At 36.0% G+C, this 24637-nt stretch carries 23 protein-coding genes and 3 pseudogenes; 11 read left to right on the top strand and 15 right to left on the bottom strand.

Annotated elements, in window-relative coordinates; all coding sequences use genetic code 11:
* Window positions 1-72: 72 nt before the first annotated feature.
* Window positions 73-309 (bottom strand): hypothetical protein, encoded by a 237-nt coding sequence (locus tag LA754_RS03270; protein WP_186811210.1) that lies wholly within the window; start codon window positions 307-309, stop codon window positions 73-75.
* A 743-nt stretch (window positions 310-1052) separates the two neighbouring features.
* Between LA754_RS03270 and surE the strand changes: the two genes are divergently transcribed.
* Window positions 1053-1805, top strand: a complete 753-nt coding sequence (surE, locus tag LA754_RS03265) for a 5'/3'-nucleotidase SurE (protein ID WP_077190543.1) — start codon at window positions 1053-1055, stop codon at window positions 1803-1805.
* A gap of 24 nt (window positions 1806-1829) precedes the next feature.
* Here surE and hisS read toward each other — a convergent pair whose 3' ends face one another.
* Together hisS and LA754_RS03255 are read right to left on the bottom strand one after the other, a co-directional pair.
* The gene (hisS, locus tag LA754_RS03260) at window positions 1830-3053 is read right to left on the bottom strand and encodes a histidine--tRNA ligase (RefSeq protein ID WP_077190541.1); all 1224 of its coding nucleotides are present in this window, start codon (window positions 3051-3053) and stop codon (window positions 1830-1832) included.
* Window positions 3050-3622: a NifU family protein gene (locus tag LA754_RS03255; RefSeq protein WP_049973585.1), complete on the bottom strand. Its 573-nt coding sequence runs from the start codon at window positions 3620-3622 to the stop codon at window positions 3050-3052. Before LA754_RS03255 ends, hisS begins: the two co-directional genes overlap by 4 nt.
* Window positions 3623-3791: 169 nt before the next feature.
* Between LA754_RS03255 and LA754_RS03250 the strand changes: the two genes are divergently transcribed.
* The 3 genes from LA754_RS03250 (at window position 3792) to LA754_RS03240 (ending at window position 6488) form a co-directional block, all read left to right on the top strand.
* Window positions 3792-4043, top strand: a complete 252-nt coding sequence (locus LA754_RS03250) for a J domain-containing protein (protein WP_236514981.1) — start codon at window positions 3792-3794, stop codon at window positions 4041-4043.
* Window positions 4044-4128: 85 nt separating this feature from the next.
* Window positions 4129-5361: a cytochrome b gene (locus LA754_RS03245; RefSeq protein ID WP_457923727.1), complete on the top strand. Its 1233-nt coding sequence runs from the start codon at window positions 4129-4131 to the stop codon at window positions 5359-5361.
* 368 nt (window positions 5362-5729) lie between these two features.
* Window positions 5730-6488, top strand: coding sequence for a cytochrome c1 (locus LA754_RS03240; protein WP_077188190.1), 759 nt, complete (start codon window positions 5730-5732; stop codon window positions 6486-6488).
* Window positions 6489-6738: 250 nt separating this feature from the next.
* Here the strand turns inward: LA754_RS03240 and LA754_RS03235 are convergent.
* The 5 genes and pseudogenes from LA754_RS03235 to LA754_RS03215 all read right to left on the bottom strand — a co-directional run.
* A pseudogene (locus LA754_RS03235) lies at window positions 6739-6900 on the bottom strand (transposase); the annotation flags it as partial.
* A gap of 338 nt (window positions 6901-7238) precedes the next feature.
* Window positions 7239-7731: pseudogene (locus LA754_RS03230) on the bottom strand (transposase); the annotation flags it as partial.
* A 9-nt stretch (window positions 7732-7740) separates the two neighbouring features.
* A protein-coding gene (locus LA754_RS03225) for an IS630 family transposase (protein WP_410530061.1) occupies window positions 7741-8752 on the bottom strand; the annotation gives its coding sequence in 2 pieces (ribosomal slippage) (window positions 7741-8271 and window positions 8273-8752; 1011 coding nt in all).
* A 197-nt stretch (window positions 8753-8949) separates the two neighbouring features.
* Complete coding sequence (locus LA754_RS03220; protein ID WP_457923726.1) at window positions 8950-9168, bottom strand: transposase; 219 nt, start codon at window positions 9166-9168, stop codon at window positions 8950-8952.
* A 2-nt stretch (window positions 9169-9170) separates the two neighbouring features.
* Window positions 9171-9464, bottom strand: coding sequence for a hypothetical protein (locus LA754_RS03215; protein ID WP_457923725.1), 294 nt, complete (start codon window positions 9462-9464; stop codon window positions 9171-9173).
* A 177-nt stretch (window positions 9465-9641) separates the two neighbouring features.
* Between LA754_RS03215 and tnpA (LA754_RS03210) the strand changes: the two genes are divergently transcribed.
* Window positions 9642-10079 (top strand): IS200/IS605 family transposase, encoded by a 438-nt coding sequence (gene tnpA, locus LA754_RS03210; protein WP_006279552.1) that lies wholly within the window; start codon window positions 9642-9644, stop codon window positions 10077-10079.
* A gap of 2 nt (window positions 10080-10081) precedes the next feature.
* Here tnpA (LA754_RS03210) and LA754_RS03205 read toward each other — a convergent pair whose 3' ends face one another.
* Both LA754_RS03205 and LA754_RS03200 read right to left on the bottom strand, forming a co-directional pair.
* Window positions 10082-10297 (bottom strand): hypothetical protein, encoded by a 216-nt coding sequence (locus LA754_RS03205; RefSeq protein WP_457923724.1) that lies wholly within the window; start codon window positions 10295-10297, stop codon window positions 10082-10084.
* A gap of 521 nt (window positions 10298-10818) precedes the next feature.
* A complete protein-coding gene (locus LA754_RS03200) occupies window positions 10819-12702 on the bottom strand; it encodes a hypothetical protein (RefSeq protein ID WP_457923723.1) in 1884 nt (627 codons plus the stop codon).
* Window positions 12703-12782: 80 nt separating this feature from the next.
* Here LA754_RS03200 and tnpA (LA754_RS03195) point away from each other — a divergent pair, with 80 nt between their 5' ends.
* Window positions 12783-13220 carry an IS200/IS605 family transposase gene (gene tnpA, locus LA754_RS03195; RefSeq protein ID WP_006279552.1) on the top strand — a complete coding sequence of 146 codons (438 nt, stop codon included), beginning with the start codon at window positions 12783-12785 and terminating at the stop codon, window positions 13218-13220.
* 62 nt (window positions 13221-13282) lie between these two features.
* Here tnpA (LA754_RS03195) and LA754_RS03190 read toward each other — a convergent pair.
* Window positions 13283-13708: pseudogene (locus tag LA754_RS03190) on the bottom strand (hypothetical protein); the annotation flags it as partial.
* Between the two features lie 118 nt (window positions 13709-13826).
* Window positions 13827-14264, bottom strand: coding sequence for an IS200/IS605 family transposase (gene tnpA / locus LA754_RS03185; protein WP_006279552.1), 438 nt, complete (start codon window positions 14262-14264; stop codon window positions 13827-13829).
* 130 nt (window positions 14265-14394) lie between these two features.
* Here tnpA (LA754_RS03185) and LA754_RS03180 point away from each other — a divergent pair, with 130 nt between their 5' ends.
* Window positions 14395-15783 carry a phosphomannomutase/phosphoglucomutase gene (locus LA754_RS03180; RefSeq protein ID WP_077188187.1) on the top strand — a complete coding sequence of 463 codons (1389 nt, stop codon included), beginning with the start codon at window positions 14395-14397 and terminating at the stop codon, window positions 15781-15783.
* A gap of 106 nt (window positions 15784-15889) precedes the next feature.
* Here LA754_RS03180 and LA754_RS03175 read toward each other — a convergent pair whose 3' ends face one another.
* Complete coding sequence (locus LA754_RS03175; protein WP_077188186.1) at window positions 15890-16741, bottom strand: Rpn family recombination-promoting nuclease/putative transposase; 852 nt, start codon at window positions 16739-16741, stop codon at window positions 15890-15892.
* A 210-nt stretch (window positions 16742-16951) separates the two neighbouring features.
* Between LA754_RS03175 and ppdK the strand changes: the two genes are divergently transcribed.
* On the top strand, window positions 16952-19687 hold the full coding sequence (ppdK, locus tag LA754_RS03170) for a pyruvate, phosphate dikinase (protein ID WP_457923722.1): 2736 nt from the start codon (window positions 16952-16954) through the stop codon (window positions 19685-19687).
* Window positions 19688-19749: 62 nt separating this feature from the next.
* On the top strand, window positions 19750-19878 hold the full coding sequence (locus LA754_RS03165) for a hypothetical protein (RefSeq protein ID WP_457923721.1): 129 nt from the start codon (window positions 19750-19752) through the stop codon (window positions 19876-19878).
* A 142-nt stretch (window positions 19879-20020) separates the two neighbouring features.
* Here the strand turns inward: LA754_RS03165 and LA754_RS03160 are convergent, their stop codons facing one another.
* Window positions 20021-21292, bottom strand: coding sequence for an ankyrin repeat domain-containing protein (locus LA754_RS03160; protein WP_353285614.1), 1272 nt, complete (start codon window positions 21290-21292; stop codon window positions 20021-20023).
* 115 nt (window positions 21293-21407) lie between these two features.
* Between LA754_RS03160 and glpX the strand changes: the two genes are divergently transcribed.
* Both glpX and LA754_RS03150 read left to right on the top strand, forming a co-directional pair.
* Entirely contained in the window at window positions 21408-22334 is a 927-nt protein-coding gene (glpX, locus tag LA754_RS03155) for a class II fructose-bisphosphatase (protein ID WP_077188185.1), read from the top strand.
* 239 nt (window positions 22335-22573) lie between these two features.
* A complete protein-coding gene (locus LA754_RS03150; RefSeq protein WP_457923720.1) occupies window positions 22574-23500 on the top strand; it encodes a hypothetical protein in 927 nt (308 codons plus the stop codon).
* A 79-nt stretch (window positions 23501-23579) separates the two neighbouring features.
* Here the strand turns inward: LA754_RS03150 and LA754_RS03145 are convergent, their stop codons facing one another.
* Window positions 23580-24596 (bottom strand): substrate-binding domain-containing protein, encoded by a 1017-nt coding sequence (locus LA754_RS03145; RefSeq protein ID WP_077188105.1) that lies wholly within the window; start codon window positions 24594-24596, stop codon window positions 23580-23582.
* Between the last annotated feature and the right edge of the window lie 41 nt (window positions 24597-24637).

Below are 24637 nucleotides of genomic sequence, written 5' to 3'. Positions count from 1 at the left end.
CCGGCTTAGGTCTCGCAAAAAAATTTGCAGCTTCTTGCTAGCCAAGAAATTTATTATTAATTTTAAGAAATACTATAGCTGACCCAAGCAACACGTCATACCGCGATTCATTTCATAACTGTACGAACATTGTAGTGTGGGCCACCAGTGGGGTGTCATCCGAGTAGCTTGACTACTTGGATCCAGGAAACTTAATTGCAAGTAATGCATTGGGTTTGGTGAGTATGGGTTTTGCGTTATAGAATGAAGCACTTTTTGTGAATTTGTAAAGAAAACTGGATCCAAGTAGTCAGGGCACTGGGATGACATCATCCTTTTTTTTGGATTCCAGACTGGAATGACAGCAGTTCTACGTCATACCGCGATTCATTCGCGGTATCTCTAGATCCCGCTAACAAGCAGCGGGATGACGGTTGTCGTTTAGCTACAAATATTAAGAAATTTACCAAACGAAAAAAAAGGCAAAAGAAGCCCCGTGGTGGTTGGCTATTTACTATGTACTAAAATATCGGCGTTTTTTTTATTCTAAAACGCTTGATTAAGAGCGATTTAGCTGCTTTTAACTTGCAACTAACCTACACCGCAAGTGTTTAAGAAATTTACTAAGCAGGAAAAAAGGCAAAGAAACCCCGTAGTAGCTAGCATTCAAATTCTCCCTTGTCAATTTGACGTTTTTTGCTGTCTTAAACGCTTTGTAAGCGCGTTTCGGCTTATATAGGTAAAAACCTAAAAATTTTTAAAGACATGCGATGCACGTAGTGCGAAAAATTAAACATGAGACGCCAAATACCCTAAGTTTTTTGTCATTAACCTGCACAGATTGCGAAGATAAATAAATAGCTTCAGTTTCATGATAAGGGGGCTGGCGGAGTTTGTCAAGTAGGTTTTTTCGTTTCTATTGTAATGACAGTTATGGCCTGTGCAAGAAATCTATTGATTTACAGCAGGTTCTTTGTTACAGTTCGTAGTTATGCAAAGAAACTTAAGGCCTCATGAGTTTATTTACAGCCAGTGATTTACATAATTTGGAGCTGTATAGCTGAGTATTGTATATGATAATATTGATAACAAACGATGATGGCTTTGGAAGTGAAGGAATAAAATTACTCAAAGAGGTTGCACGGAATTTTGCGTCAGAAATATGGATAGTGGCACCAGATACTGATAGAAGCGGAGCTGCAAGATCTCTTGATTATCCAGTGAAACAATCTATTGGAATAAAACAACATAGTGAAAGGGAATTTAGTGTGTCTGGTACTCCTGCAGACTGTGTCATTATTGCGCTAAATAAAGTTATGAATAAAAAACCAGACTTAATATTGTCCGGAGTAAATATTGGATCAAATGTCGGGGACGATATTTGTTATTCGGGAACAATTGGTGCTGTAATGGAAGGTGCTGCAAGGTCTATACCTTCTATTGCACTGAGCCAAGTTTATCATGATAAAATAGACTGGCACAATACAAAGGTTTTTGCACCAAAGGTTATTGCCAAGCTCGTTAAGGTTGGTTGGCCTAAAAACATAGTGATGAGTGTAAATTTTCCTGCTACAGAAAAAGTAAAAGGAGTAGAATTTGCTGAACAAGGTGAATATAACATTGATGGGGATTTAATTTTTACTGAAAATTCGAATGGCTCTTTTAGCTTAAATTGGTCTCGAGAGCACTCAGGCAGTGGTAGTGTAAATAAAATAAAGGAAGGATTTATTACTATCACACCAGTAAAATTAGATTTTACAGATTATGATACATTGAATGCTATGAAAAATTCTTGTGCAGACGAATTTTCTTCTATAGCTGACTGAGAAAAACATTTGCATTGCTCCTAATTAGATGTTTTCTATTGTGTTATCGCGAGCAATTATTTTTTCTTCACCTGTATCCATGTTTTTAATCTTTAAAGTTTTACTACTCAATTCTTCATCGCCAAAAATTAAAGCAACTTTAGCATTTGCTTGATTTGCTTTTTTCATTCGGGTTTTAAGCGCTCCGCTATATTCATAGATCACATACAAATCATTTCTGCGCAATTCATTTGCAAGTGTTAGGGCATATTCTTCAGCCTCTCTACCGATTGGAATTAGGTAAATAGGTCGCTCTTCTTTCGGAGAATAATTGATTAACTCCATTATGCGTTCAATACCTCCTGCAAATCCTATTGCTGAAGTGTGTTTTCCACCCACTGAAGATACTAAATTATCGTATCTTCCACCGGCAAAAACTGCCCCTTGTGCGCCTAAATCCTCTGTAACAAACTCAAACACTGTGTGGCAATAATAATCCAAACCTCGAACTAGTTTATTGTTTACGGTATAAGGTATATCAAGAATTGTTAATCCATTTAGTATTTGTTCAAAGAAATCTGAGGACCCTTTCGTATAATAATTGCTGATTTTAGGCGCATCAGAAATTATTGATTTATCTTTCTCATCCTTGGAATCCAGTATTCTGAGTGGGTTTTTGATCAACCTATTTTTGCTATCTTCTGATAGATCATTTTGATACTTTGTAAAGTATAAGATCAAAGCTTCTCTATACTTAGTTATTGTTTCACCATCACCTAAAGAGTTGATTTCCAGCTTTACATTTTTATTGATGCCAAATTCAGTTAGTAAGTGCTGAACGAGTGATATCAATTCAATATCAGCTTTTGGATCTTCTATGCCAAAAACCTCAAAATTTATCTGATGAAATTGCCTTTGTCTTCCCTTTTGCGGCCTTTCATAGCGAAATGCAGGTCCTGTTGAGAATAATTTTATCGGTGTTTGCAGTTTTTTTTCAATGAGTAGCCTAACAATCGCTGCAGTGAACTCAGGACGTAAAGTTATGCTCTTTCCCCCTTTATCATTGAAGCTATACATCTCTTTAGTGATGATATCTGATCTATCACCTAAGGTTTTTGTAAAAACCTCCGTGTATTCAAATATTGGAGTTTGGGCGGGCAAAAAGCCGTATAGACTTGAGATTCTATTTGCTGTTTGCTGAATGTATTTAAACTTGTACCATTCATCAAACAGGAGATCTTTTGTTCCTCTAACCGTTTGATTAGTCATAGTGTGGTCTCTATACCCGCAACCTCTGGTATGTGGTAGCTCAGCATATTCTGCACTCCTTGCTTGAGGGTAATTGCAGCACTTGGGCATCCAGAGCAGGCTCCTTGCAGCTCAACATAAACTATTCCATCTTTATAGCCACGGAATTTGATATCACCACCGTCTTGAGCAACTGCAGGTTTGATATAACTTTCCATCAATTCTTTTATTCTATTTACAATTTCTATATCATTTTCATCGAAAAATTCCTCATCTGATATATTATTATCATTCACTCCTTCTTTATCTAGCGCTTTTCCACCTGAAGTAAAGTGATCCATGATTGTAGTTAAAATTTCTACTTTTAGTGTATCCCAATTAATTCCACCCAATTTTGTTACTGAAATAAAATCATGACCAAAAAACACTCTTACCACATGTTCTATTTGAAAAAGATTTGCTGCTAACTTGGAGTTTTTTATTTCATCTGCATTTGAAAAATCAGCCGTTTCTCCTTCGTTTAGAATTGCAAATCCGGGAAGGAATTTTAGCGTATTTGGGTTTGGTGTTTCTTCAATCTGGATGAACATGTTATTTACCATGACAATTATAATTGTTACTATTTAATCATAAAATGATAAAAAAATATACATGTCATTCATCTTTTTTCTTTTTTTAGTATTCATAGTAATTACATTTGTCTTGCCTAGCGTTGTTGTATTTTTTCTTTTCCTGACAAAAAAAAATAACATAAGTTTCATGATGAACTCTATATTGAGTAAGTTTTTGAACGAATTTAATAGCAGTAGAAGTTATACTGAAAATTACACTGGTGACAACATATCCAAAGATGAAGCATTAAAGATACTGGGGCTGAATCCTGAGGCAAGTCAAAATGAAATCAATAAAGCATATCAAAATTTAATGAAGTTAGTTCATCCAGATAAGGGAGGCTCGGAATATTTTGCACAAAAGTTAAACGCGGCACGTGATAGGTTGCTGAAGAGGTAATTAATATTGCTTTAAAGTTTTTATTTGTGCATAAAGGATAAGCTGCTACAATAAAACGAGTTAAAGGTAGAGAAAGCTTTAAGTTATGCAAGATGATACTAAAAAAAAAACAACGATAGAAGAAGAAAAAGGCATATTAGGGTGGATAGAATATAGACTGCCTATATTTTCTTTTCTAAAACACACCGCTTCTTATCAAGTACCAAAAAACTTAAATTATGCTTGGAACTTTGGCTCTTTGGCTGGTATAGCGCTAATTTTACAAATAATAACAGGTATATTTCTTGCTATGCACTACACTCCGCATGTTGATTATGCGTTTTATAGTGTAGAGCGCATAATGCGGGATGTGAATTACGGGTGGTTAATACGCTACACTCACGCTGTTGGAGCATCGCTCTTCTTTATGGTAGTCTATGTTCATATAATGCGTGGATTATATTACGGATCTTATAAAAGACCGAGAGAGATGGTGTGGTTTATTGGAATATTTATATTTTTTGCAATGATGGCAACTGCCTTTATGGGATATGTATTGCCTTGGGGACAAATGAGTTTCTGGGGTGCAACAGTTATAACCAACTTATTTTCTGCTATACCTTTAATTGGCAATAAAATAGTTATATGGTTATGGGGTGGTTTTTCAGTGGATAACCCAACACTTAACCGTTTTTTCGCTCTGCATTATCTTCTCCCTTTTGTTATTATTGCTTTAGCTATGCTTCATGTGATAGCTCTGCATAGGTTTGGCTCTGGTAACCCAAGTGGAGTGGAGGTAAAATCAGATAAGGATACCATCCCTCTCTATCCTTATTATATAGTCAAGGATTGCATAACTTTTGGTCTGTTTTTTGTAGTTTTGTTCGCATTTGTTTTCTATGCTCCCAATTATCTTGGGCATCCAGACAATTATATAGAAGCTGACTCTATGGTAACTCCGGTACACATAGTGCCAGAGTGGTATTTTTTACCTTTTTATGCAATGCTACGTTCAATTCCAGATAAACTTACTGGTGTGCTTACCATGTTTGCGTCTATTTTAGTGTGGTTTTTGTTACCTTGGCTTGATAAATCAAAAGTTAAAAGTGGTGCTTATCGCCCGGTGTTTAAGAAATTTTTTTGGGTTTTTGCAATAAATTTTGTACTTCTCGCCTGGCTTGGAGGACAAGAGGTAAAAGAGCCTTACATCACTATGAGTAGGCTATCTACTCTTTATTACTTTGCATACTTTGTGATAGTTTTACCACTGCTTAGTAAGTATGAAAAGCCAAAAGAACCACCAAAAACCTTAAGTGATTCTGTGCCGGAGATGAGGTGATGTCAATTCAAAGCAGATCTCTTACAAAATTCTCTGTCATCCCAGAACTCTCTTCTGTCATCCCAGAGCCCTCTTTTGTCATCCCAGTGCTTGACACTGGGATCCAGAAAAAAAATAAATGGATTCCAGCATCATGTACACAATTGTATGAACGTTGTATACAACACACAGTGTCATTCCACTATCTTCCGTTGTCATCCCAGTGCTTGACACTAGGATCCAGGTATAAAAATACTTACAAATCATGCAATGGACAACAGATTCTAGGAGTGCACGATAACCATAATGTCAGTGATGAAATAAGCTGGATTCCAGTGTCAGCTACTTGCATGACATCAATTCGAAATTTACTAAAACAGTGGTTATGCATGGGATCTAATGTATTTGCAATCTTCTGCATGTTATTTCTATCTAGTCTTATATCTGCAGAAGAATTTAAATCATCACCAAATAAGAAAATAGACTGGAAATTTGATGGAATTGTCGGATCTTTCGATAGAGAGTCAATTCAGCGTGGCTATAAAGTGTATAAAGAAGTCTGTGCTGCTTGTCATTCAATGAATAGGGTAGCATTTCGTAATTTGCAAGATGTTGGTTTTTCTGAAGAAGATGTAAAACAGATTGCAGCTTCTTATCAAGTTAAAGATGGCCCAAATGATTTGGGTGAAATGTTCGATAGACCTGGAATACCTTCGGATTATTTTATTGCACCTTTTGATACAAAAGAAGCAGCTGCAGCAAGCAACAATGGTGCAGTCCCACCAGACTTATCATTAATTATTAAAGCAAGGCATGATGGTGCAAATTATGTCTATTCATTGTTAACAGGCTATCAAAACGGCGAACACGATGAAAATGATTTATATTTTAATTCGTATTTTCCAACAGGCAGATTAGCTATGGCGCCACCACTTTCTGAAGGAATGGTGGAATATGATGGTGCAAGGCAAGCCACAGTTGAAAATATGGCGTATGATGTGATAAATTTTTTACAATGGGCAGCAGAGCCAGAATTAGAGCGCCGGCATAAACTTGGATTAAAAGTAGTGGCGTATTTTATAATTTTAACAGTGTTTTTTGTATTAACTAACAACAAAGTTTGGAGCAAGCTCTATAAAAAGAAGTGATAGTCAATTTTGCCTCAAGCACAATGGTTGTCATCCAAGTAGCTAACACTGGTTCCTTTATGACAGTGTCATCCGAGTAGCTGACACTGGGATAGCTTTGTCGCATCGTACCTTATACGGTAATAATTTACGATAAATTCATGTAGCCATTTCGAATTTAGCCATACCAATGTCAGTAAATTTATTAAGCAAATAGCACTTAATGAGCAGTTCTTTTTCACGATTTAGAGGTTGTCCACAAACCAGTAAATCAAGCATATTCCCTACTTAACATAACTTTACTCATAGCCAGATATATGAAACTTTCAGTAGATGTTGTAAGTAAATCGTACTCCTTTGATAGCCTTCTATTTCTATTGATCCAAGCAAAAGTCCTCTCTACCACCCACCTTCTCGGCTGTACTGAAAATCCAGGATCCCGTTGGGCTTTGTTGCATCGCTAGCTATGATGGATTAAAGATAAAAAAGATAGGGAATATCAGTAGCTTATTATTCTGGTATTTATAACAAGAACGGTCAGTGAATACCTAAATTTGAGTAAAAGAAATTTCACTACCACTCACTAATCTGGCTAAAATTCAAGAATTTCAATGCTTTAGCTATTTTCAATAGAATTAAATTTATTAATATAAATAACAAATTACTATTCTTAAATTTGATCAGATTGATTGCAAAAAAACAAGATTTTCAATAAGTTGCTTATAATCCTAACTATAGTTAGCCTTTCATAGGTAGCGATGCAACAAAGCCATCCCGTTGTGGCAATAGTTCTAGTGGTGTATCTTTATGCACCCAAAACCTACATGGAGGCCTTTTGACAATTTCAATATCTATCCCATATTCTCTCTTTACGTAATCCTTTAAATCTTTTCCTTGGTATCCCATATCAGCCCACATTTTCTTAATATTGCTGTATTTTTCCTTCATATTGTCCAATGCCATCTTCACCCCATCTCTGTCATTTTCGCTTGCAGCTCCTACATAGCAACCAAGCACAAATCCTTGAGTATCTGTGATTATATGTCTTTTTCTCCCCTTTACCTTTTTCGCACCATCATAACCTTTGCCCCCCCTTTTTCCGTGGTTTTTACCGATTGACTGTCCACTATGCATGCGCTCGGCTTCCCATTTTTGACCTACTATATTTAGTGATATCATAGTTCATTTTCTCAAAAATTCTCTGCTTTTTCCATCTTCTAAACTGTTCATGCACAGCCTTCCACGGCGGAAAATCGTGTGGTAATACCAATTCTCATTGTTGTCCAGTCAAATAGGAAACATTGCAGAGTTGTTTAATTGTGGAGCTGGCAAGAGAAGTAATAAATTTGCACAAAGCACCCTCAAGTAGAGCAATTGTATCGTATATTTTATTGCGCAAAATGTTCTGTTTTATATATAACCAAAGCCTCTCAACAGGATTTAGCTCAGGTGAGTATGGAGGTAGGTATATAATGTCGATATTTTTAGGTACCTTTAAATTTTTTGACCTATGCCAACTAGCACAGTCCATAACGAGAAAAGCCTCTCGTGTTTCTAGATATTGCGAAATTTGCTCAAGAAATATGTTCATGCAATCAGTGTTGACATTTGGTGCAAATAAGCTAGAACTCTCTCCATTTCTAGGATTAACTGCACTATAGAGATAGAAATTTTGCCTACCTAATTTTGTTTTAACCTGTGTTCTAATCCCCTTTTTAAACCACCCATGTCCAACTTTTGAATGTGTGCCAAACCGTGATTCATCAAAGAAAAATAGCTCTTTTTCTGGATACTTGCTAATAGCTCAATTGAGATTTTTTTTTGAATTCCTCTTGTTTGCTTTTATCTTGTCCATTATGAACTGGTCTTGGTGTAATATATGAGAATTTCATCTTTTGCATATGGCGGTGTACTGTAGATTTGCTGATATTTAATCCGAACTTTTCCTGGATTCTTATTCTCATTTCTTTAATGGTGATATTAGGATTTTCTTCTATCCACTCTTCAATTTGCTGTAGTTGAGCCTGATTTAATTTAGTTTTTCTACGACGTTGTGAAGGAGCAAACAGTTTTTCTTCTCTGCCAATTTTCAAGAGTTTTACCCACGAAGTTAGTGCGCTTCTTGAAATGCAATATATTTTTGCTACAGCCGTTATACTGTACTTTTTTGCTGCAATTACAGCATTTAGTTTTTTTGAAACATATGCATTATTCCTTACTTTCTTCAGCATTTCTTTTGCTGATTCTACTACTTTTTCATCCAATAATTTTGATCTTAATGCCATTTAAACCTCGCTATTTTACTTACTTCAGTATGGCTTTTCTTCCATCATTGTCCATCTGTTTGCCCTGTAATGGGAATTGGTATAAGTTCTTGCTTGTCCCTTCCATCGGCATTGCTATCTTTATTTTCAATAAAATTATTGTCCTATGCTCTTTTGATGTTTATTGATAATAAAATTCTGTTTTATCAACCAACATCCTATGCATAATTACAGCTAATTTTCTTGCTACTGCTACGATTGCTTTTTTCATTCCTTTTTTCTTCGCAACCCCAGTTTTTTAATTTAAATGTCCTCTTGGTAACTGTAAGCATTGTTTGTGCAGCTTCATATAACATACTTCTACATTCCGCTCGTCCCATCTTTGATATGCTGCCATGCCGATCAACTTCTCCAGAAGAATATTGCCTTGGTGTCAACGCTATATATGCTCCAACTGTATCAGATTTCTCAAACCTATGTGGTTATCAATTGCAGCTTTATACGTTATTGCTACTATAATCCCCACTCCTGGAACAGTAGTTAACAATTTACAATCATCGTCTTTTTCACCTTGTTCTGAAAGCATTTTGTCAAGCTTTCTTAATGACTTTTCTATTGCTTCCAAACTACAAACTAACGCTTCAATTGAACTCCTACTGATTTCATCCAAATTATTTATTGCCTCTTGTATTCTTAAAGCGAAAGTTTCAAATTTTGATCCTTTATCGACCATGTATCTTCAACAACCCTCTTATTGTTCCAATAACCTGCTGTTTGCTACACATTAGCTGTCTTCTGCTTCCAAGCGCTATTTTAATTTGAGTTTCCATAAGATGGTACAAGCCTCCACCTTCTAGGTGGAGAAACTTTAGTTTGTCAATGTCATAACTGTACTTTATAAAGTATAGTTATGACGGAATATGACAAAGGAAAACACACTGTATTTTATCATAGGTACCATATAGTCTGGATTACAAAATATCGGTACAGAGTATTAACTAAGGCTATGAAGGAGAGAATACGAACAATCATAGCAGAAGTATCTGAAGAAATGGGGATTAAGATAGAAAACGGAGTAATATCATCAGATCATTTACATTTATTCGTAGTAATACCTCCTCATATAGCTGTGAGTGATTTTGTTCAAAGAGCCAAAGGCAGGTCTTCACGCAAAGTTCAACAAGAATTTCCAGAGCTAAATAAAATGTACTGGGGAAAGCGTTTTTGGGGAAGAGGATACTTTAGTGCTACCAGCGGACATATCACAGATGAAGTCATTAATGAGTACATCAATAAACATACAGATGCACATCAGCCTCATTCTATATCTAGTATAAGATTGGAGTAGCTTTAGCTTCTCATCGCGCTTCCAGCGCTATATCCAACCTTTCGGCTCTCAGCCGATAGTGGTTGAGAACTGATTTTACTAACACTTCTCATCATCTGCGCTATACCCCTCGCATCGTTTTTATCATTCTTATTGATTCTTGCAGACAACGCTGCTGCCATATGCCTTGCATCTACACAAATTACTGGTAATCCAAAACTCCTTAACTCTTTGCACATTGATATTGACAACTATCCACTTTCTATTCCTATGGGTTCGTATTTTTTGCCTTGGCTAATCTGCTATTGCCTTACTTTCGCTTGCAACAACTTCTTCCTTAACAACTTTTCCTTTCTCATCAACGATACTTATAAAAGTTTCTTTTAATGAGATCGCTATAATATTTCATGACCTACTGTAAAAGTTTAAATTATTTTTGAAGAACCAATTCATTGAATTTGTTACTTCGTGCTAAAATAATGGAGTATGTCTCTCCATCATTCAATAGCAATTACAGTATGTTTAGCTATAATTTGAAAAACAAAAATTCGTCATTCCGCTACTAGTTAGCGGGATCTAGAGATACCGCGGCGGCATGACGTAGGATTGCTGTCATCCCGCTGCTTGTTAGTGGCTAAGAGATACTGTGAATAAATCACGGTATGACGGTTAAGTATCCCGCTACGTGTTAGCGGCTGAGATAACGCGAATAAATCGCGGGATGACGTGTTGCTTGGGTCAGCTATAGAAGCAAAACTCATCATTTTGAAAGAGGAGGAGATTTTTCCGGACCCTCAGCGGAGATTGATTTTGGATCTGATAATTCTGTATTTACCTTGATTGGCTCTAATGGAGTTTTCTGCTCTTCTGGTTTATCGTCTGGAATTGGAACAGGCCAATCCATAATGTTTTGCGGTATAACTTCTGCTTCTTTAGCTTCTTTTTGACCTGTTGAAGATGATGCATCAACGCCTGCATTTTTGGTAACTTCTTGTTTTAGTTGTTTATTTTCTTCTTGCAGTTGCTTTAAATTTTTCTTTAACTCGTCAATCTCTCTTATTTTTTGTTTTAATTGTTCAGATATAGTTAGTTTGTCTCTAGTCAATTTTTTGTTTTCTTGTCTTAACCCACTAGCTATTCTGCTTGAGTTGTTGTTTACAGCTTGTATACCTTGGTCTTGCTGCTGCATGCTTGTTCCTCTACTTTCATATTCAACTTCAGTTTGAGTTGCCTGACCTTTTTCCTGCTGTAATATGTTCTGCAGTTGCTCTAGACTCTCTTTGACAGATGCTAGCTCTTCCTGTGTACACGTTAACATCCCTTCCTTTTCCTTAAGCTGACGTTGAAGCTTTTCTATTTCCCCCTTCGTATTTTCTTCGCTTAGCTCATCTGCAAGTGATCTTCCAGGTTCAAGTTGTCGAATTTCCCTCTCTAAATCTTCCTTTTCTCTCTGTAATTCATTTAATTCTTTAGACAATTGGCTCGCCGTTTCAGCCAATGTATTGTTTTCCTTTTTTGTTTCCATTAACTGTTCTGCCAACTGCTTTTTATGATCATCGTTTAAACCTTCCACTATTTTCTTCAGGTCATTCTCCAAATTTGCATTCTTTTCCTTTAGTACAGTTAAATTAGCTTCACTTTGCTTCAATTTTCTCTGTAATTCTTTATTTGCCTCATTTGTTTCACCTTCCTTATCTTTCAACTTATCATTTAAGCTTTCTATTACATCATTTTTATCCTGCAGTTCTTTCTCTATCTTTTGTGTTAACTGCTCAATATTTTGATTCTTCCAAGCTAATTCTTGCGTCATCCTTTTTAATTCAGCTTTAAGTCTTTCAGCTTCTTCTTCCCCAGTTTGCTTTTCTTCACTTAATTCGCTTATTTGTGTATCACCTTCTTTTTCTATCTTTTGATTAAGTTCTTCTAATTTTTCGAGTTTCTCTATAAGTGACTTAATAGAAGCATCTTGCTCCTTTATTCTTTGATCTCTTTCAAATATCGCTCGCTGTTGTTCATTAACTTTATCTCTCAAGGAGTCACGTTCTAATCTTAGATCCTCAAGCTGCTTTGCCTGCGCTGCAAAATGTTGAGCAAATGTTTCTTTTCCTTCCTTTAATTCCTCAATTTCGTTTATAATTTCATCTACTTTATCTTTTAATCCTTCTTGCTCATACTCTTCTTCATCACCAGACATATCATCCTCAAATATTTCATCTTCATCACTAAATTCACTGCTGGTGGATATAGAACTTCTACGTGAAGAAGGTGTGCTAGGAGAGGAATACCCACTGCTGCTTGGTGTAGGCAATTGCGATGATAGATCTTGTGTGGGCTCGAGACTGTCCATATCTTGACCTATATCAGTAAAAGCTTGATACAGAGTTTTTCTGTTGATAAAAACTTCTTTATTTTGTCCAACTAACTTTAATACTTCTTCTGAACTCGTTATTCCTCCAAATTTTGGCTCACCAATAACACTCTGTATACCACCAGAATCCAATTTTACGGTCATGCTACAGTCTATGCTGTTACCTTCAGAATCCTTAGCCTGCCGATTAATGGTCATTTCACATGAGCTTGAACCAGTAAAATCATAGTGCCTCTCATTGCCATTTTTCTTGCTTGCGGTTATTTGACTTTCCATAAGATGGTACAAGCCTCCACCTTCTAGGTGGAGAAACTTTAGTTTGTCAATGTCATAACTGTACTTTACAAAGTATAGTTATGACGGAATATGACAAAGGAAAACACACTGTATTTTATCATAGGTACCATATAGTCTGGATTACAAAATATCGGTACAGAGTATTAACTAAGGCTATGAAGGAGAGAATACGAACAATCATAGCAGAAGTATCTGAAGAAATGGGGATTAAGATAGAAAACGGAGTAATATCATCAGATCATTTACATTTATTCGTAGTAATACCTCCTCATATAGCTGTGAGTGATTTTGTTCAAAGAGCCAAAGGCAGGTCTTCACGCAAAGTTCAACAAGAATTTCCAGAGCTAAATAAAATGTACTGGGGAAAGCGTTTTTGGGGAAGAGGATACTTTAGTGCTACCAGCGGACATATCACAGATGAAGTCATTAATGAGTACATCAATAAACATACAGATGCACATCAGCCTCATTCTATATCTAGTATAAGATTGGAGTAGCTTTAGCTTCTCATCGCGCTTCCAGCGCTATATCCAACCTTTCGGCTCTCAGCCGATAGTGGTTGAGTATCTTTCCCTAAAGATATATTATAAACCTTACCTTCACTGCTGGTCCTTAAAATATTGCTAATTTCTATTGGTTTTTCTTCATTTTCAAATCTAATTTTGAAGTCATTATCCTTTGTTGGATACACTAAGAAATTTTGATTTGGTAAAGATGCTTCAAATTCTCTATGTGTTTCATTTATTGATTGCTCAAATTTTTGGAACTCCTTTTCCCACTTTAAATTTATCTGTCCTGTAATGTTCTCATCTTTGCGTAAAGGGCCAATAAAATACCAGATTAAATTTTTTTCCTCCAATTGTTTTATAGTCTCTTGAAAGCTGCTACAAGATTCAATCACATCTAAAATATCCTTTTTCTGCTGTTCATCTACATCTAAACTTTGACTTTCAGCTATAAATACATTTTCGTTTTCCTGTGGCATAATTTTACATTTTAAAAAATATACTATAATATTAACAGATTTCTTTAAAAACTCAACCACTATCGGCTGAGAGCCGAAAGGTTGGATATAGCGCTGGAAGCGCGATGAGAAGCTAAAGCTACTCCAATCTTATACTAGATATAGAATGAGGCTGATGTGCATCTGTATGTTTATTGATGTACTCATTAATGACTTCATCTGTGATATGTCCGCTGGTAGCACTAAAGTATCCTCTTCCCCAAAAACGCTTTCCCCAGTACATTTTATTTAGCTCTGGAAATTCTTGTTGAACTTTGCGTGAAGACCTGCCTTTGGCTCTTTGAACAAAATCACTCACAGCTATATGAGGAGGTATTACTACGAATAAATGTAAATGATCTGATGATATTACTCCGTTTTCTATCTTAATCCCCATTTCTTCAGATACTTCTGCTATGATTGTTCGTATTCTCTCCTTCATAGCCTTAGTTAATACTCTGTACCGATATTTTGTAATCCAGACTATATGGTACCTATGATAAAATACAGTGTGTTTTCCTTTGTCATATTCCGTCATAACTATACTTTATAAAGTACAGTTATGACATTGACAAACTAAAGTTTCTCCACCTAGAAGGTGGAGGCTTGTACCATCTTATGGAAAGTCAACTAATTGTTGGATAAATAAACTTGAGCATTTGGCCAAAATGTTATATAGTAGTCACTTCAAGAAGTACAGTATGGACAATACCATTATAAGAAAATACGATATTAGAGGTATAATAGGCAAAGACTTACAGATTAATGATGGGTACGAGATAGGTAGAAAGTTTGGCCAAACCGTAGCTAGTGTTTGTGTCGGCTACGACAGCAGAATAGATTCACCAGGTATAGAAAGAGAATTAATTAGGGGCTTAACTTTATCCGGTGCAAATGTTATACGCGTTGGACTATGCTCTTCACCTATGCTTTACGCTGCAACACAAATCACACAGGCGGATCTTGGTATCATAATAACTGCCTCTCATAACCCCAGCGAATATAATGGCTTTAAATTTTTTAGTAATAAAAAAGTCTTCTCAGATCAAGAGATAAAGGAAATTATAAGCAGTCCAATTAAAAACAGCACAAGAATTGGAAGCTTAATTAACATAAATATATATAGTGAGTACATTCGCATATTAAAAAGTGCAGTGAAGAATAATACTACACAGAAATTAAAAATAGCCTGGGATTGTGGAAATAGTCCAGCAAGTGGAATCATAAGGTATATTGAAAAGATCTTGCCTGGTCATACGCACATCGTAACCAATAATTCTATAGATGGGACATTTCCACTGCATGATCCAGATCCCATAGAGGAAAAAAATCTCGCTCAATTAATTGACGTTGTGAAGGAGTATGGATGTGATCTTGGCATTGCGCTAGATGGCGATAGCGATAGGGTGCGCTTAATTGATAATAAAGGCAACGTTGTTTCCAATGACCATTTATTTATAATTTTTGCACGTGAAGTGTTGGAGGAATATCCAGAAAGCAAAGTTATTGCCAACGTAAAAATGAGTATGAAAGTGCATGATTTTGTTAGTAAGTTAGGAGGGCAAGTTATTACCTGCGCTACTGGACATTCACTAGTTAAGAAGAAGATGGTAGAGGAAGAGGCAAAGTTTGCTGGTGAATTAAGCGGGCACTTCTTCTTTTCTGAGCTAGGTTTTGATGATGGGCTATATTCTGCTGTTAAAGCAGTTGACATTTTGCTTAAGAAAAACCAAAGCCTATCTCAGGTAATTGAGGATTTACCGAAGTTATATATCACTCATGAAGTAAAGATTGTAGTGAAAGATGAGAAAAAATTTCAAATAATTGAATCAATAAAGAAAACACTGGAGAAGCAAAATATTGTATTTTCAGATCTTGATGGTGTTAAGGTAACCGATAATAAAGGTTGGTGGCTTCTTAGGGTATCAAATACGCAAAACTGCATTACAGCAAGATGCGAAGGAGAGACTTTAGAGGGTTTTGAACTTACTAAAAAGGTTTTGTTCCATTACATTGATGAAGCAAGGTCTTTAAATTGTAGCTACTCACAGAAATAAATTTGATTTATAAAATTGACATGAAAGTATAAAGATAAATAGGCTAAATGTACTTATCACCTGGTCAGGCTGCAGCATTATTTCGTGTAACCGTTTGCGGGTCCACTTAATTCTGCAATTCTTTGATCTCACTCATGGAGAGGCCAGTAAACTTAACAATAGTGGTGACATCAACATTATTAGCCAGCATTGTTTTTGCAATTTCAATTTTTCCTTCCTTTTTAGCATCATCAAGTTTTTGTTCAAGAACAGCCCGTTCATCACGAATACGTTTTATTTCCTGTTCGTAGGCAATAAATTCTTTCTCTGACCAGTTGAATCTATTTAGTTCTTCATATGCCTTTTTAATTATTACATCACTACCTATTATCTTTTCCAATTCTTCTTCGCTAGTTTCATCTGCATATTTAAAATAATAGATCCATTTTTCAACTATACTCTCCAATTGGTCTTCTTTAGTTTTAGGAAATTTTGGTAACTCGATAAATGTAAAATAAAAATCTTTTAAATCATGTTCATAGCTATCTTTGTCTAACATTACATGATCTGACTTATACTCAGATTTATTAGGAAAGAGAATACAATCAGCAATAGCTATAAAAATGATTTCTTTAAGATCCTGATATTGATCACCTTTATCAGCTTGCCTTGAATAAGCTTTAGCAGCGTAATATTGAGCGCGTTTTTCAAAGCCTTTAGTTTTGGCAACTTGCATTTCGACTATTACTTGCACCCCATTTTCATCCCTGCAAAGAACATCAACGATACTTTGTTTTTTAGAGGCAATTTCAGCATCTTGAATAGTGCTGAGGAATTCTATTTCTTTTATTTCATCTTTGCCGGTGAACCCCAAAATATCATTGAGAAAGTGAATGAGGATGTCTTTATTTTTTTCAGTACCAAAAATACGCCGGAACGCAACATCATTCTTGGGGTCGAGAAATTTAGAAAGAGCCATAAAAAAATTTTTAAATGTATCCTTACATTATATATTCTTATTGATAATAATTCAATAATTTGTCATCTTTTTTGTTAACTTTACTGATGTTGCCAGAAGGAACGTTGTTGCAAAATTTTGTAAAATTTATTATCCTAAGGTTTCAAGTTCTCACAGGTTTATTGGAACTATATGTACAATGTGTTTATCAGTGAAAATCCGGAGAAAATGATGGGGGAAAAGTTAATACATTACTTTAGCCAGGGTAAATGCGAAGGCAATGCAGAAATGAAAAATCTGCTGGGAGGAAAGGGGGCAAATTTAGCAGAAATGTGCAATGTTGGCATTCCTGTTCCACCTGGTTTCACAATTTCCACCTCTGCTTGCGAAGTCTATTATCAAGACAATAGATCTTCTGTTATCCAAGTAGCTGACTACTCGGATCCAGAAAAAAATGTGGTCACGCACTGGAATGACATATGTAGTGGAATCAAAAACTACATGGCGATGCTCGAAAATGACATCGGTTGTAAGTTTGGGGATTTAAATAACCCCTTATTAGTTTCAATACGCTCTGGTAGTGTTAGTTCAATGCCGGGCATGCTTGATACTATTTTAAATGTTGGTCTAAATGATGAAACCGTTGTTGGGCTTGCAAAAAAAAGTGGCGAACGTTTTGCTTACGATAGCTACTGCCGTTTCATCATGATGTACTCCAATGTTGTACTACAGCTTGATCATCACCTATTTCAAGATGTTGTTGATAATAAGCAGCAAAAGAGTGGAGCAAAAAGCTTAGCTGATCTTGATGTTGGTGTTTTAAAAGAAATTGTTAACAATTTCAAAAGGATAGTACATGAAAAAACAGGAAAACATTTTCCGCAGAACGTTGAAGAGCAATTGCTCAGCTCAGTGAATGCAGTATTTGCTTCTTGGAAAAATGATAGGGCTGTTTCCTATAGAAGAATACATAATATTCCTGAAAACCTTGGAACAGCGGTCAACGTGCAAGCAATGGTTTTTGGTAATTTAAATGATAATTCTGCAACTGGTGTGATATTTACACGAAATCCTTCAACTGGAGAAAAAAAGCTTTTTGGTGAGTTTTTGGTTAATGCTCAGGGTGAGGATGTGGTTTCTGGTGTTTATACTCCTATGCCAATTGACGGAGAGCAAAAAAACACCATGGAGAAGTTGCTGCCAAGTGTCTACCGAGAATTATGCGTGGTATGTGAAAAACTTGAAAGGCATTATAAAGACATGCAGGATATCGAATTTACTGTACAGGACGGTAAGTTATGGATTTTGCAAACTAGGTCTGGCAAGCGCACGGCTGAAGCTGCTATTCGCATAATAGTTGATATGGTAAACGAAGGAACGATTACAAAAGAAGAAGGAATATTGAGAATTGATCCAAAAACCTTTGACAATTTATTGCATCCAGTTCTTGACGTTAAGGGTGACCAGAAAGTAATAGGGAAGGGACTGCCGGCTTCTCCAGGGGTTGCTTCTGGATATGTAGTGTTTAGTGCAAGTGATGCTGAAAAAGCTGCAGAGCAGGGTAAAAAAGTGATTTTAGTAAGGTCAGAAACGAGTCCTGAAGATATTAATGGAATGAATGCTGCAAGTGGCATAGTAACAGCACGGGGAGGGATGACCTCGCATGCTGCTGTTGTAACCCGTGGAATGGGTAAGCCATGCATTTGCAGTGTGAGTGGACTTTATATCGATAAAGATGGAACTTTCTTTTCTGTAGGGGATACAAAAGTAAATAAAGGTGAACCAATTACCATCAACGGAGGAACAGGGGAGGTTATGCTTGGCATTCTTCCTACAATTTCACCTGAATTATCGCAAGAATTCAAAACGATAATCAACTGGATAGATGGGATCAAAACGATCAAAGTGAGAGCGAACGCTGATACTCCAAAAGATGCAAAAATTGCAAAAGAATTCGGTGCAGAAGGTATAGGCTTATGTCGCACAGAACATATGTTTTTCGCTAGTGATAGAATCGAATTCATTCAAAAGTTGATAATAGCTGACGATGAAAATGAAAGGGCAAATGCGCTCATTAAACTGGAAGAAATGCAAAAGTCTGATTTCAAAGAAATATTTTCTATTATGGAGGGCAGGGAAGTCACTATACGTTTGCTTGATCCACCTTTGCATGAATTTTTACCCAATAATCAGTCTACTATAGAAAAAATCGCCAAATCGCTTAGTAAGTCAGTTGAATCAGTAAAAAATAAAATAGCACAGTTATCAGAAAAGAACCCAATGCTTGGCCATCGAGGTTGTAGACTTGCCATTTCTCATCCTGAAATATATAGCATGCAAATCAGGGCAATACTTAGTGCTGCAAATGAGCTGAAGGAAGAGAAAAAGGTAGAAGTTAAGCCTGAAATCATGATTCCTTTTATCATGAGTGAGAAAGAGTTTGTTCTGATATGCGAGCTAGTGAAGAAAGAATTTTCTGTCATCTCAGCTAGGATCAAGAAGCGGATTCCAGCGTCACGCGCTGGAATGACATCAGACAAGGCTTATTCAATTGGAACGATGATAGAACTGCCACGAGCGGCACTGATTGCTGATAAGTTAGCAAAACATGCAGAGTTTTTTAGTTTTGGCACTAATGATTTAACGCAAACAACCATGGGACTTTCAAGAGATGATTCAGTTAATTTCCTCGATTCTTATAAGGAAAGCAACATATTCGGAAACGACCCATTTGAAGTGCTGGACATCGAAGGGGTAGGGGAGTTAATCAAGATAGCCATTGAAAGAGGCAAAAAAACCCGAAAAGGAATAAAACTGGGTATATGTGGAGAGCATGGAGCAGATCCAAAATCCATAGAGTTTCTCATCGAATCAGGGGTGGATTACGTTTCATGCTCACCCTATAGAGTACCGGTTGCAAAGTTAGTGGCAGCACAGTTTAGTGTTAGATCTAAATTTGCTAGGTAAGTATAGTGGCAGTGTTGGCTACTCATATGGTTTGAGCCCACCAGAGGGTGTCATTCCAGCGCGTGACGCTGGAATCTAGTTTTTATTATGGCCTTTTGGATCCCAGTGGGCTTTGTTGCATCGCTAGCTATGATGGATTAAAGATAAAAAAGGTGGAGAATATCAGTAGCTTATTATTCTGGTATTTATAACAAGAACGGTCAATGAATACCTAAATTTGAGTAAAAGAAATTTCACTACCATTTACCAATCCGGCTAAAATTCAAGAATTTCAATGCTTTAGCTATTTTCAATAGAATTAAATTTATTAATATAAATAACAAATTACTATTCTTAAATTTGATCAGATTGATTGCAAAAAAACAAGATTTTCAATAGGTTGCTTATAATCCTAACTATAGTTAGCCTTTCATAAGTAGCGATGCAACAAAGCCATCCCAGTGTCTGGGCACTGGGATGACATCCTGTTACATGTTCAACTTCATTCTCTCTCATCTCCCTATAACTTGGTAATGTAGAATTTTTTACATGCAACCCGGTATATATTGCAATCAAAGCAGCTATGACACTGCAAACTACTGCACCAGCTACAAATGGAACCATCACAGCAGCAGTAATGAATAATCCTGTAATAACAACTCCAACAACATCTTTTGTCAATGAGGTGTAAAAATCCTTTTTGCTCTCTTTATATTTAGTTTCTTGTTCATTTGGCATAGAAAATTGAGCATCTACAAAGCCGTTAGCTTTATTATCATTATTTGGTGTGGCAGTTTGGTCAATCCCTGTTACTACAGGCGTTTTATTTTCGTTATTATGATGCTGACCGTTACCACTATTTGGTGTAATAGTATGATTTGATAGACCATCGCCGTGAGTTCTTATATTACTAGACTTATCATTACCGCTTGACATAGCGGATGTGCCGGCGTTTGTTGATACTACAGGAGATACTGGTTTATTAATAACACTCCTACCGTTACCACTATTTGGTACAGTAGTTGGATTTGTTTTTTTTGTTGATGTTGCTATAGATTTACTAGTGGCATTACTATTACTGCCAGATCCTACTTTAATTTCCTCATTAGATATTTTTTGCTTTTCTTGTTTCTCCTCTATCGCTGACACGAGTAACGTAACAAGTTTTTCATTGTTTTTGTCTATAGCCTTATCTAACGCATTACTCTTTAATTGTTGACACAACTTGTACAGCTTGCTTTTAGGTATTAGCTTTGATTGTTCTGCGTTAACATTTTGTAAGAGTAGATCTAAAATTTCGGTATTACCAAAATGGACAGCATAATTTAATATAGATTGACCATTTATAGTTTTGGGAATATGGCATGTTTCTTCTTGTTGGGAAATGATACTAATAATTTTTAGCTCATTTTTAAAGAGAAATTTTATAAAATCTAGATTACTTTTTTCAATTGCAAGTGCTAATAGTAAATCTCCCAACACACAGCCATTATGAAATTTTTGCTTTAGATCAATTCTTGCATTTAGCTCTTTACTTAATTCTTCAAGACTTGCTTGAGGCTTCTGTTTTACAGTCTCATTTATATTTAGATACAACTCTCTAATATCATCATTACTATATATCATAACTAACCCTACTACTATATGTTAGTTTATTATAGCAACTTTCCCACAACCAGTCAAGACATATTGCAGTTTCAAGCAGCATGATATATATTGAATATAGTTCTTAAAGCGAATGATGGAAGATTTAGCCTATAAATTAGTTAAAGTGACCGAAGCTGCAGCACTTGCTGCGTATAAATTGGCAGGCTTTGGTGATGAAAAAAGGGCTGATCAGGTTGCAGTTGATGCAATGCGTACAGTATTAAATTCAATGGAAATAAATGGTACTATCGTAATTGGTGAAGGTGAGAGAGATGAAGCGCCGATGCTATATATTGGCGAGAAGGTTGGCACTGGAAATGGTCCTGAAATCGACATTGCCGTTGACCCACTTGAGGGCACTACGATTTGTGCTCATTACAAACCAGGGGCAATGTCTGTTCTTGCTGCAACGAAAAAAGGTAATTTTTTACATGCACCTGATGTTTATATGGAAAAAATAGCGGTAGGAAAAAATCTTCCAGAGGGTGTAGTCTCACTAAAAAATAGCATTGAAAAGAATCTAGACAATTTAGCAAAGGCAAAAAAGTGCAAAGTGAATGATCTCGTGGTAACTGTACTTAAACGTGAAAGGCATAGTGAATTAATAGAGAAAATCAGGAAATTAGGAGCAAAAATTAAACTAATAGATGATGGTGATGTTGCGGCCATAGTTTCACTAATAAATGGCAATCATGATATGTATATCGGTATAGGAGGAGCACCAGAGGGAGTGCTTGCGGCTGCAGCGCTAAGCTCTATCGACGGACAGATGGAGGGAAGATTAGTACTTGATACGGATCAGTTAAGAGAAAGAGCAAAAAATTTAAATATTGATGACCCAGAAAAAGTCTACGCCGTAAAAGATATGGCAAGAGGTGAATCAGTGTTCATTGCAACTGGAGTAACAAGCGGAGAACTTGTGGATGGAGTTAAATTGAATCATAATACCTATTCAACTAATTCTTTAATAATTCTGCCTAATAGGCTGATAAAGCTGCAAACAATGCAGAACTTATGTTAGCTTTTTTAGTTTCTAATTTTAGCTTTACAACATTTAGCATTAAGATATAATTAAGTTTACTTATAACAATAGAGGTGTGAAATGTTTTCTAGTATTGTAAATCTATTGAATGGTTTTTACAAAAATTCGAGTACCAAGGAAAGTGAAGAAAAGTTGACTGTTCTGAAGCTAGCGTTAACACTAAAGTCGAGATCATTGAACTAATTTGGGAGGAAGCTGATCAAAAAACTCGTGATTTTTTGTGTGATTACAAGGTAACAAAATCTTTTGAAGATCAACCATATTTTACGGATACAATAGATGATCTTAAACGCTTTCAAGGAAAATTTGACCCTCATAGCACAGAATATTTTGCTCTTGTACAAGTTGTTCAAAAAATAGAAGATCACAAGTGGGTAATGGATCTTGATTCCAACTTACAAGAAGCAATAGGAAACCTTGATATTGATCAAGTTAAAGCAGCATTAGAGAATTGTGGTGAAGATGTAGAAAGGGTTTTAGAGCGAGAGGTATATTGGAGTAGTGGAAGAGTAGATGCCCTTTTAGTTTATCCTCTGAAAGTTGAATATAGTGAAGAATTGAACCAAGAAGATGTGGAAAAGATAAAAGAAAGCTTTAAATTAATGTTTGATGCTGCTTCTCCAGGGCTCCTTGGGTTCGAGTTCAATGGAAATAACTATGTAATGGATAAACTTACATGTGCACAAAAACGTTTTGCTAAAATACCTGGAGTAGGTGAGCAATGCTTTCAAGATTTGATTCAAGAATTTGAGGAAAAACTTAGTAAAAATGAACTAGATAATGCCAAGATTAATGATCAGATAGCATGGGATAAAGAGTATGAGACTCGATTTTCACAAGAAATCAATTGGGATCCGTCTGAGAATGATGATCTTAACTTTATAGATGACACTGATCTAGATCAAAACACCGTAAACTCTGCACCAACTGCAGACAACAAAACCCCAGAAAAAAACGATACAAACTTCTGGAGTGAACACAAAGGGAAGATCGCTCTGGGCGTTGTTGGACTATGCGTAGTTGCAGTTTCAGCATTGGCTGTACTAGCTTATATTGGAGGAGTTTGTGAGAAATCAGAAAGCCCAAATACGAAAAGCTCGGACCCGGTTGTTTCTGGGGTGTTGCAACAACGCAGAACTGTCTAATTAGTAATCCATTGTCATCCCAGCGCGCCGCGCTGGGTCTGACTACGCTAGAACAAAGAATATAAAAGAAACGTTGCCGTCACGTTATATCATAAACCTTTGCTGAAGCTTTCTTTATATCTTCACTTGAAAGTGGAATTAGACCAAGCCTAGATAGGTACCCATCTTCAATGCCGATCGAATCTATAATTTCTTTTATGAATTCTCTTAATCCATCAACAGTATCCAGGTGTTCTTTCTTTATATAAAGGTATAGAGGTCTTGCTAATATATATTTTCCCGATGATATATTTTCGTAAGTTGGCTCAATTCCTGCAATTGTGCTCCCTTGTATTTTATCTTGATTCCTCATTAAAAAGCTAAAACTAAATATCCCTAAAGCGTTCTTGTTACTTTTCAATTTTTGTATTATTATGTTTTCATTAATTCCAACTTCTATATACCTTCCGTCATCCCTTATATTACCACATGCTTGCTTTCTTTCTTCCTGATCTTTATAATTCTCTTTGAAAATTCTCGAGTTCATGCATGAATATTGATCAAGCATAATAGAATTAACCAAAGTTTCGTATGTGCCTGTATTTTGATGTGGACCATAAATTTCAATTTCTGTTTTTGGTAAGGCTTGATTTACATCAGACCAAAACTTCTTATTATTTTTTACTAATTTATCATTTTCTTGAGAATATGCAGATAAAGTGTCAAATAAGTCCTTCTTTGTGAAATCAAATCTATGGCTTTGATTTGAATTTGCAATGACAATTCCATCATAGCCAATGATGATCTCTATCACTTCATTAATTTTATTTCTTTTACATAGTTCTCTTTCTACTTCCTTCATAGGGCGAGATGAAGTGGTGATGTCTGGAGTGTCTTCCCCTATTCCTGAGCAAAACATTTTGAATCCTGATCCACTTCCTATCGATTCCACAACTGGAGTCTTAAAGGAGAATACACGATTGAACTCCTCGGCTATAAATGAGATAAAAGGAAAAACAGTTGAAGACCCAACAATTCTGATGTATTTCCTGGCATCAGCATTTGACAGCGGCATGAATAATACGAATACAAAAATCAGGAGAAAGTTTCTAAGCATTATTTTTAGTTAAGAACATAAATCTAATTATTGTAACAAAA

This window comes from Wolbachia endosymbiont of Muscidifurax uniraptor (genome assembly GCF_054149795.1).
This window is presented reverse-complemented; position numbering and strand designations above follow the sequence as displayed.

Bases quoted from the DNA above. Each gene is read 5' to 3' on its own strand.
- LA754_RS03180 (WP_077188187.1), top strand. From the start codon at position 14,395: ATGTTATATAGTAGTCACTTCAAGAAGTACAGTATGGACAATACCATT.
- LA754_RS03160 (WP_353285614.1), bottom strand. From the start codon at position 21,292: ATGATATATAGTAATGATGATATTAGAGAGTTGTATCTAAATATAAAT.
- LA754_RS03175 (WP_077188186.1), bottom strand. From the start codon at position 16,741: ATGGCTCTTTCTAAATTTCTCGACCCCAAGAATGATGTTGCGTTCCGG.
- LA754_RS03270 (WP_186811210.1), bottom strand. From the start codon at position 309: ATGTCATCCCAGTGCCCTGACTACTTGGATCCAGTTTTCTTTACAAAT.
- LA754_RS03250 (WP_236514981.1), top strand. From the start codon at position 3,792: ATGATGAACTCTATATTGAGTAAGTTTTTGAACGAATTTAATAGCAGT.
- tnpA (WP_006279552.1), bottom strand. From the start codon at position 14,264: ATGACGGAATATGACAAAGGAAAACACACTGTATTTTATCATAGGTAC.
- hisS (WP_077190541.1), bottom strand. From the start codon at position 3,053: ATGACTAATCAAACGGTTAGAGGAACAAAAGATCTCCTGTTTGATGAA.
- glpX (WP_077188185.1), top strand. From the start codon at position 21,408: ATGGAAGATTTAGCCTATAAATTAGTTAAAGTGACCGAAGCTGCAGCA.
- LA754_RS03215 (WP_457923725.1), bottom strand. From the start codon at position 9,464: ATGGTCGATAAAGGATCAAAATTTGAAACTTTCGCTTTAAGAATACAA.
- surE (WP_077190543.1), top strand. From the start codon at position 1,053: ATGATAATATTGATAACAAACGATGATGGCTTTGGAAGTGAAGGAATA.
- LA754_RS03200 (WP_457923723.1), bottom strand. From the start codon at position 12,702: ATGGAAAGTCAAATAACCGCAAGCAAGAAAAATGGCAATGAGAGGCAC.
- tnpA (WP_006279552.1), top strand. From the start codon at position 12,783: ATGACGGAATATGACAAAGGAAAACACACTGTATTTTATCATAGGTAC.
- ppdK (WP_457923722.1), top strand. From the start codon at position 16,952: ATGGGGGAAAAGTTAATACATTACTTTAGCCAGGGTAAATGCGAAGGC.
- LA754_RS03145 (WP_077188105.1), bottom strand. From the start codon at position 24,596: ATGCTTAGAAACTTTCTCCTGATTTTTGTATTCGTATTATTCATGCCG.
- LA754_RS03240 (WP_077188190.1), top strand. From the start codon at position 5,730: ATGGGATCTAATGTATTTGCAATCTTCTGCATGTTATTTCTATCTAGT.
- tnpA (WP_006279552.1), top strand. From the start codon at position 9,642: ATGACGGAATATGACAAAGGAAAACACACTGTATTTTATCATAGGTAC.
- LA754_RS03205 (WP_457923724.1), bottom strand. From the start codon at position 10,297: ATGTGCAAAGAGTTAAGGAGTTTTGGATTACCAGTAATTTGTGTAGAT.
- LA754_RS03255 (WP_049973585.1), bottom strand. From the start codon at position 3,622: ATGTTCATCCAGATTGAAGAAACACCAAACCCAAATACGCTAAAATTC.
- LA754_RS03245 (WP_457923727.1), top strand. From the start codon at position 4,129: ATGCAAGATGATACTAAAAAAAAAACAACGATAGAAGAAGAAAAAGGC.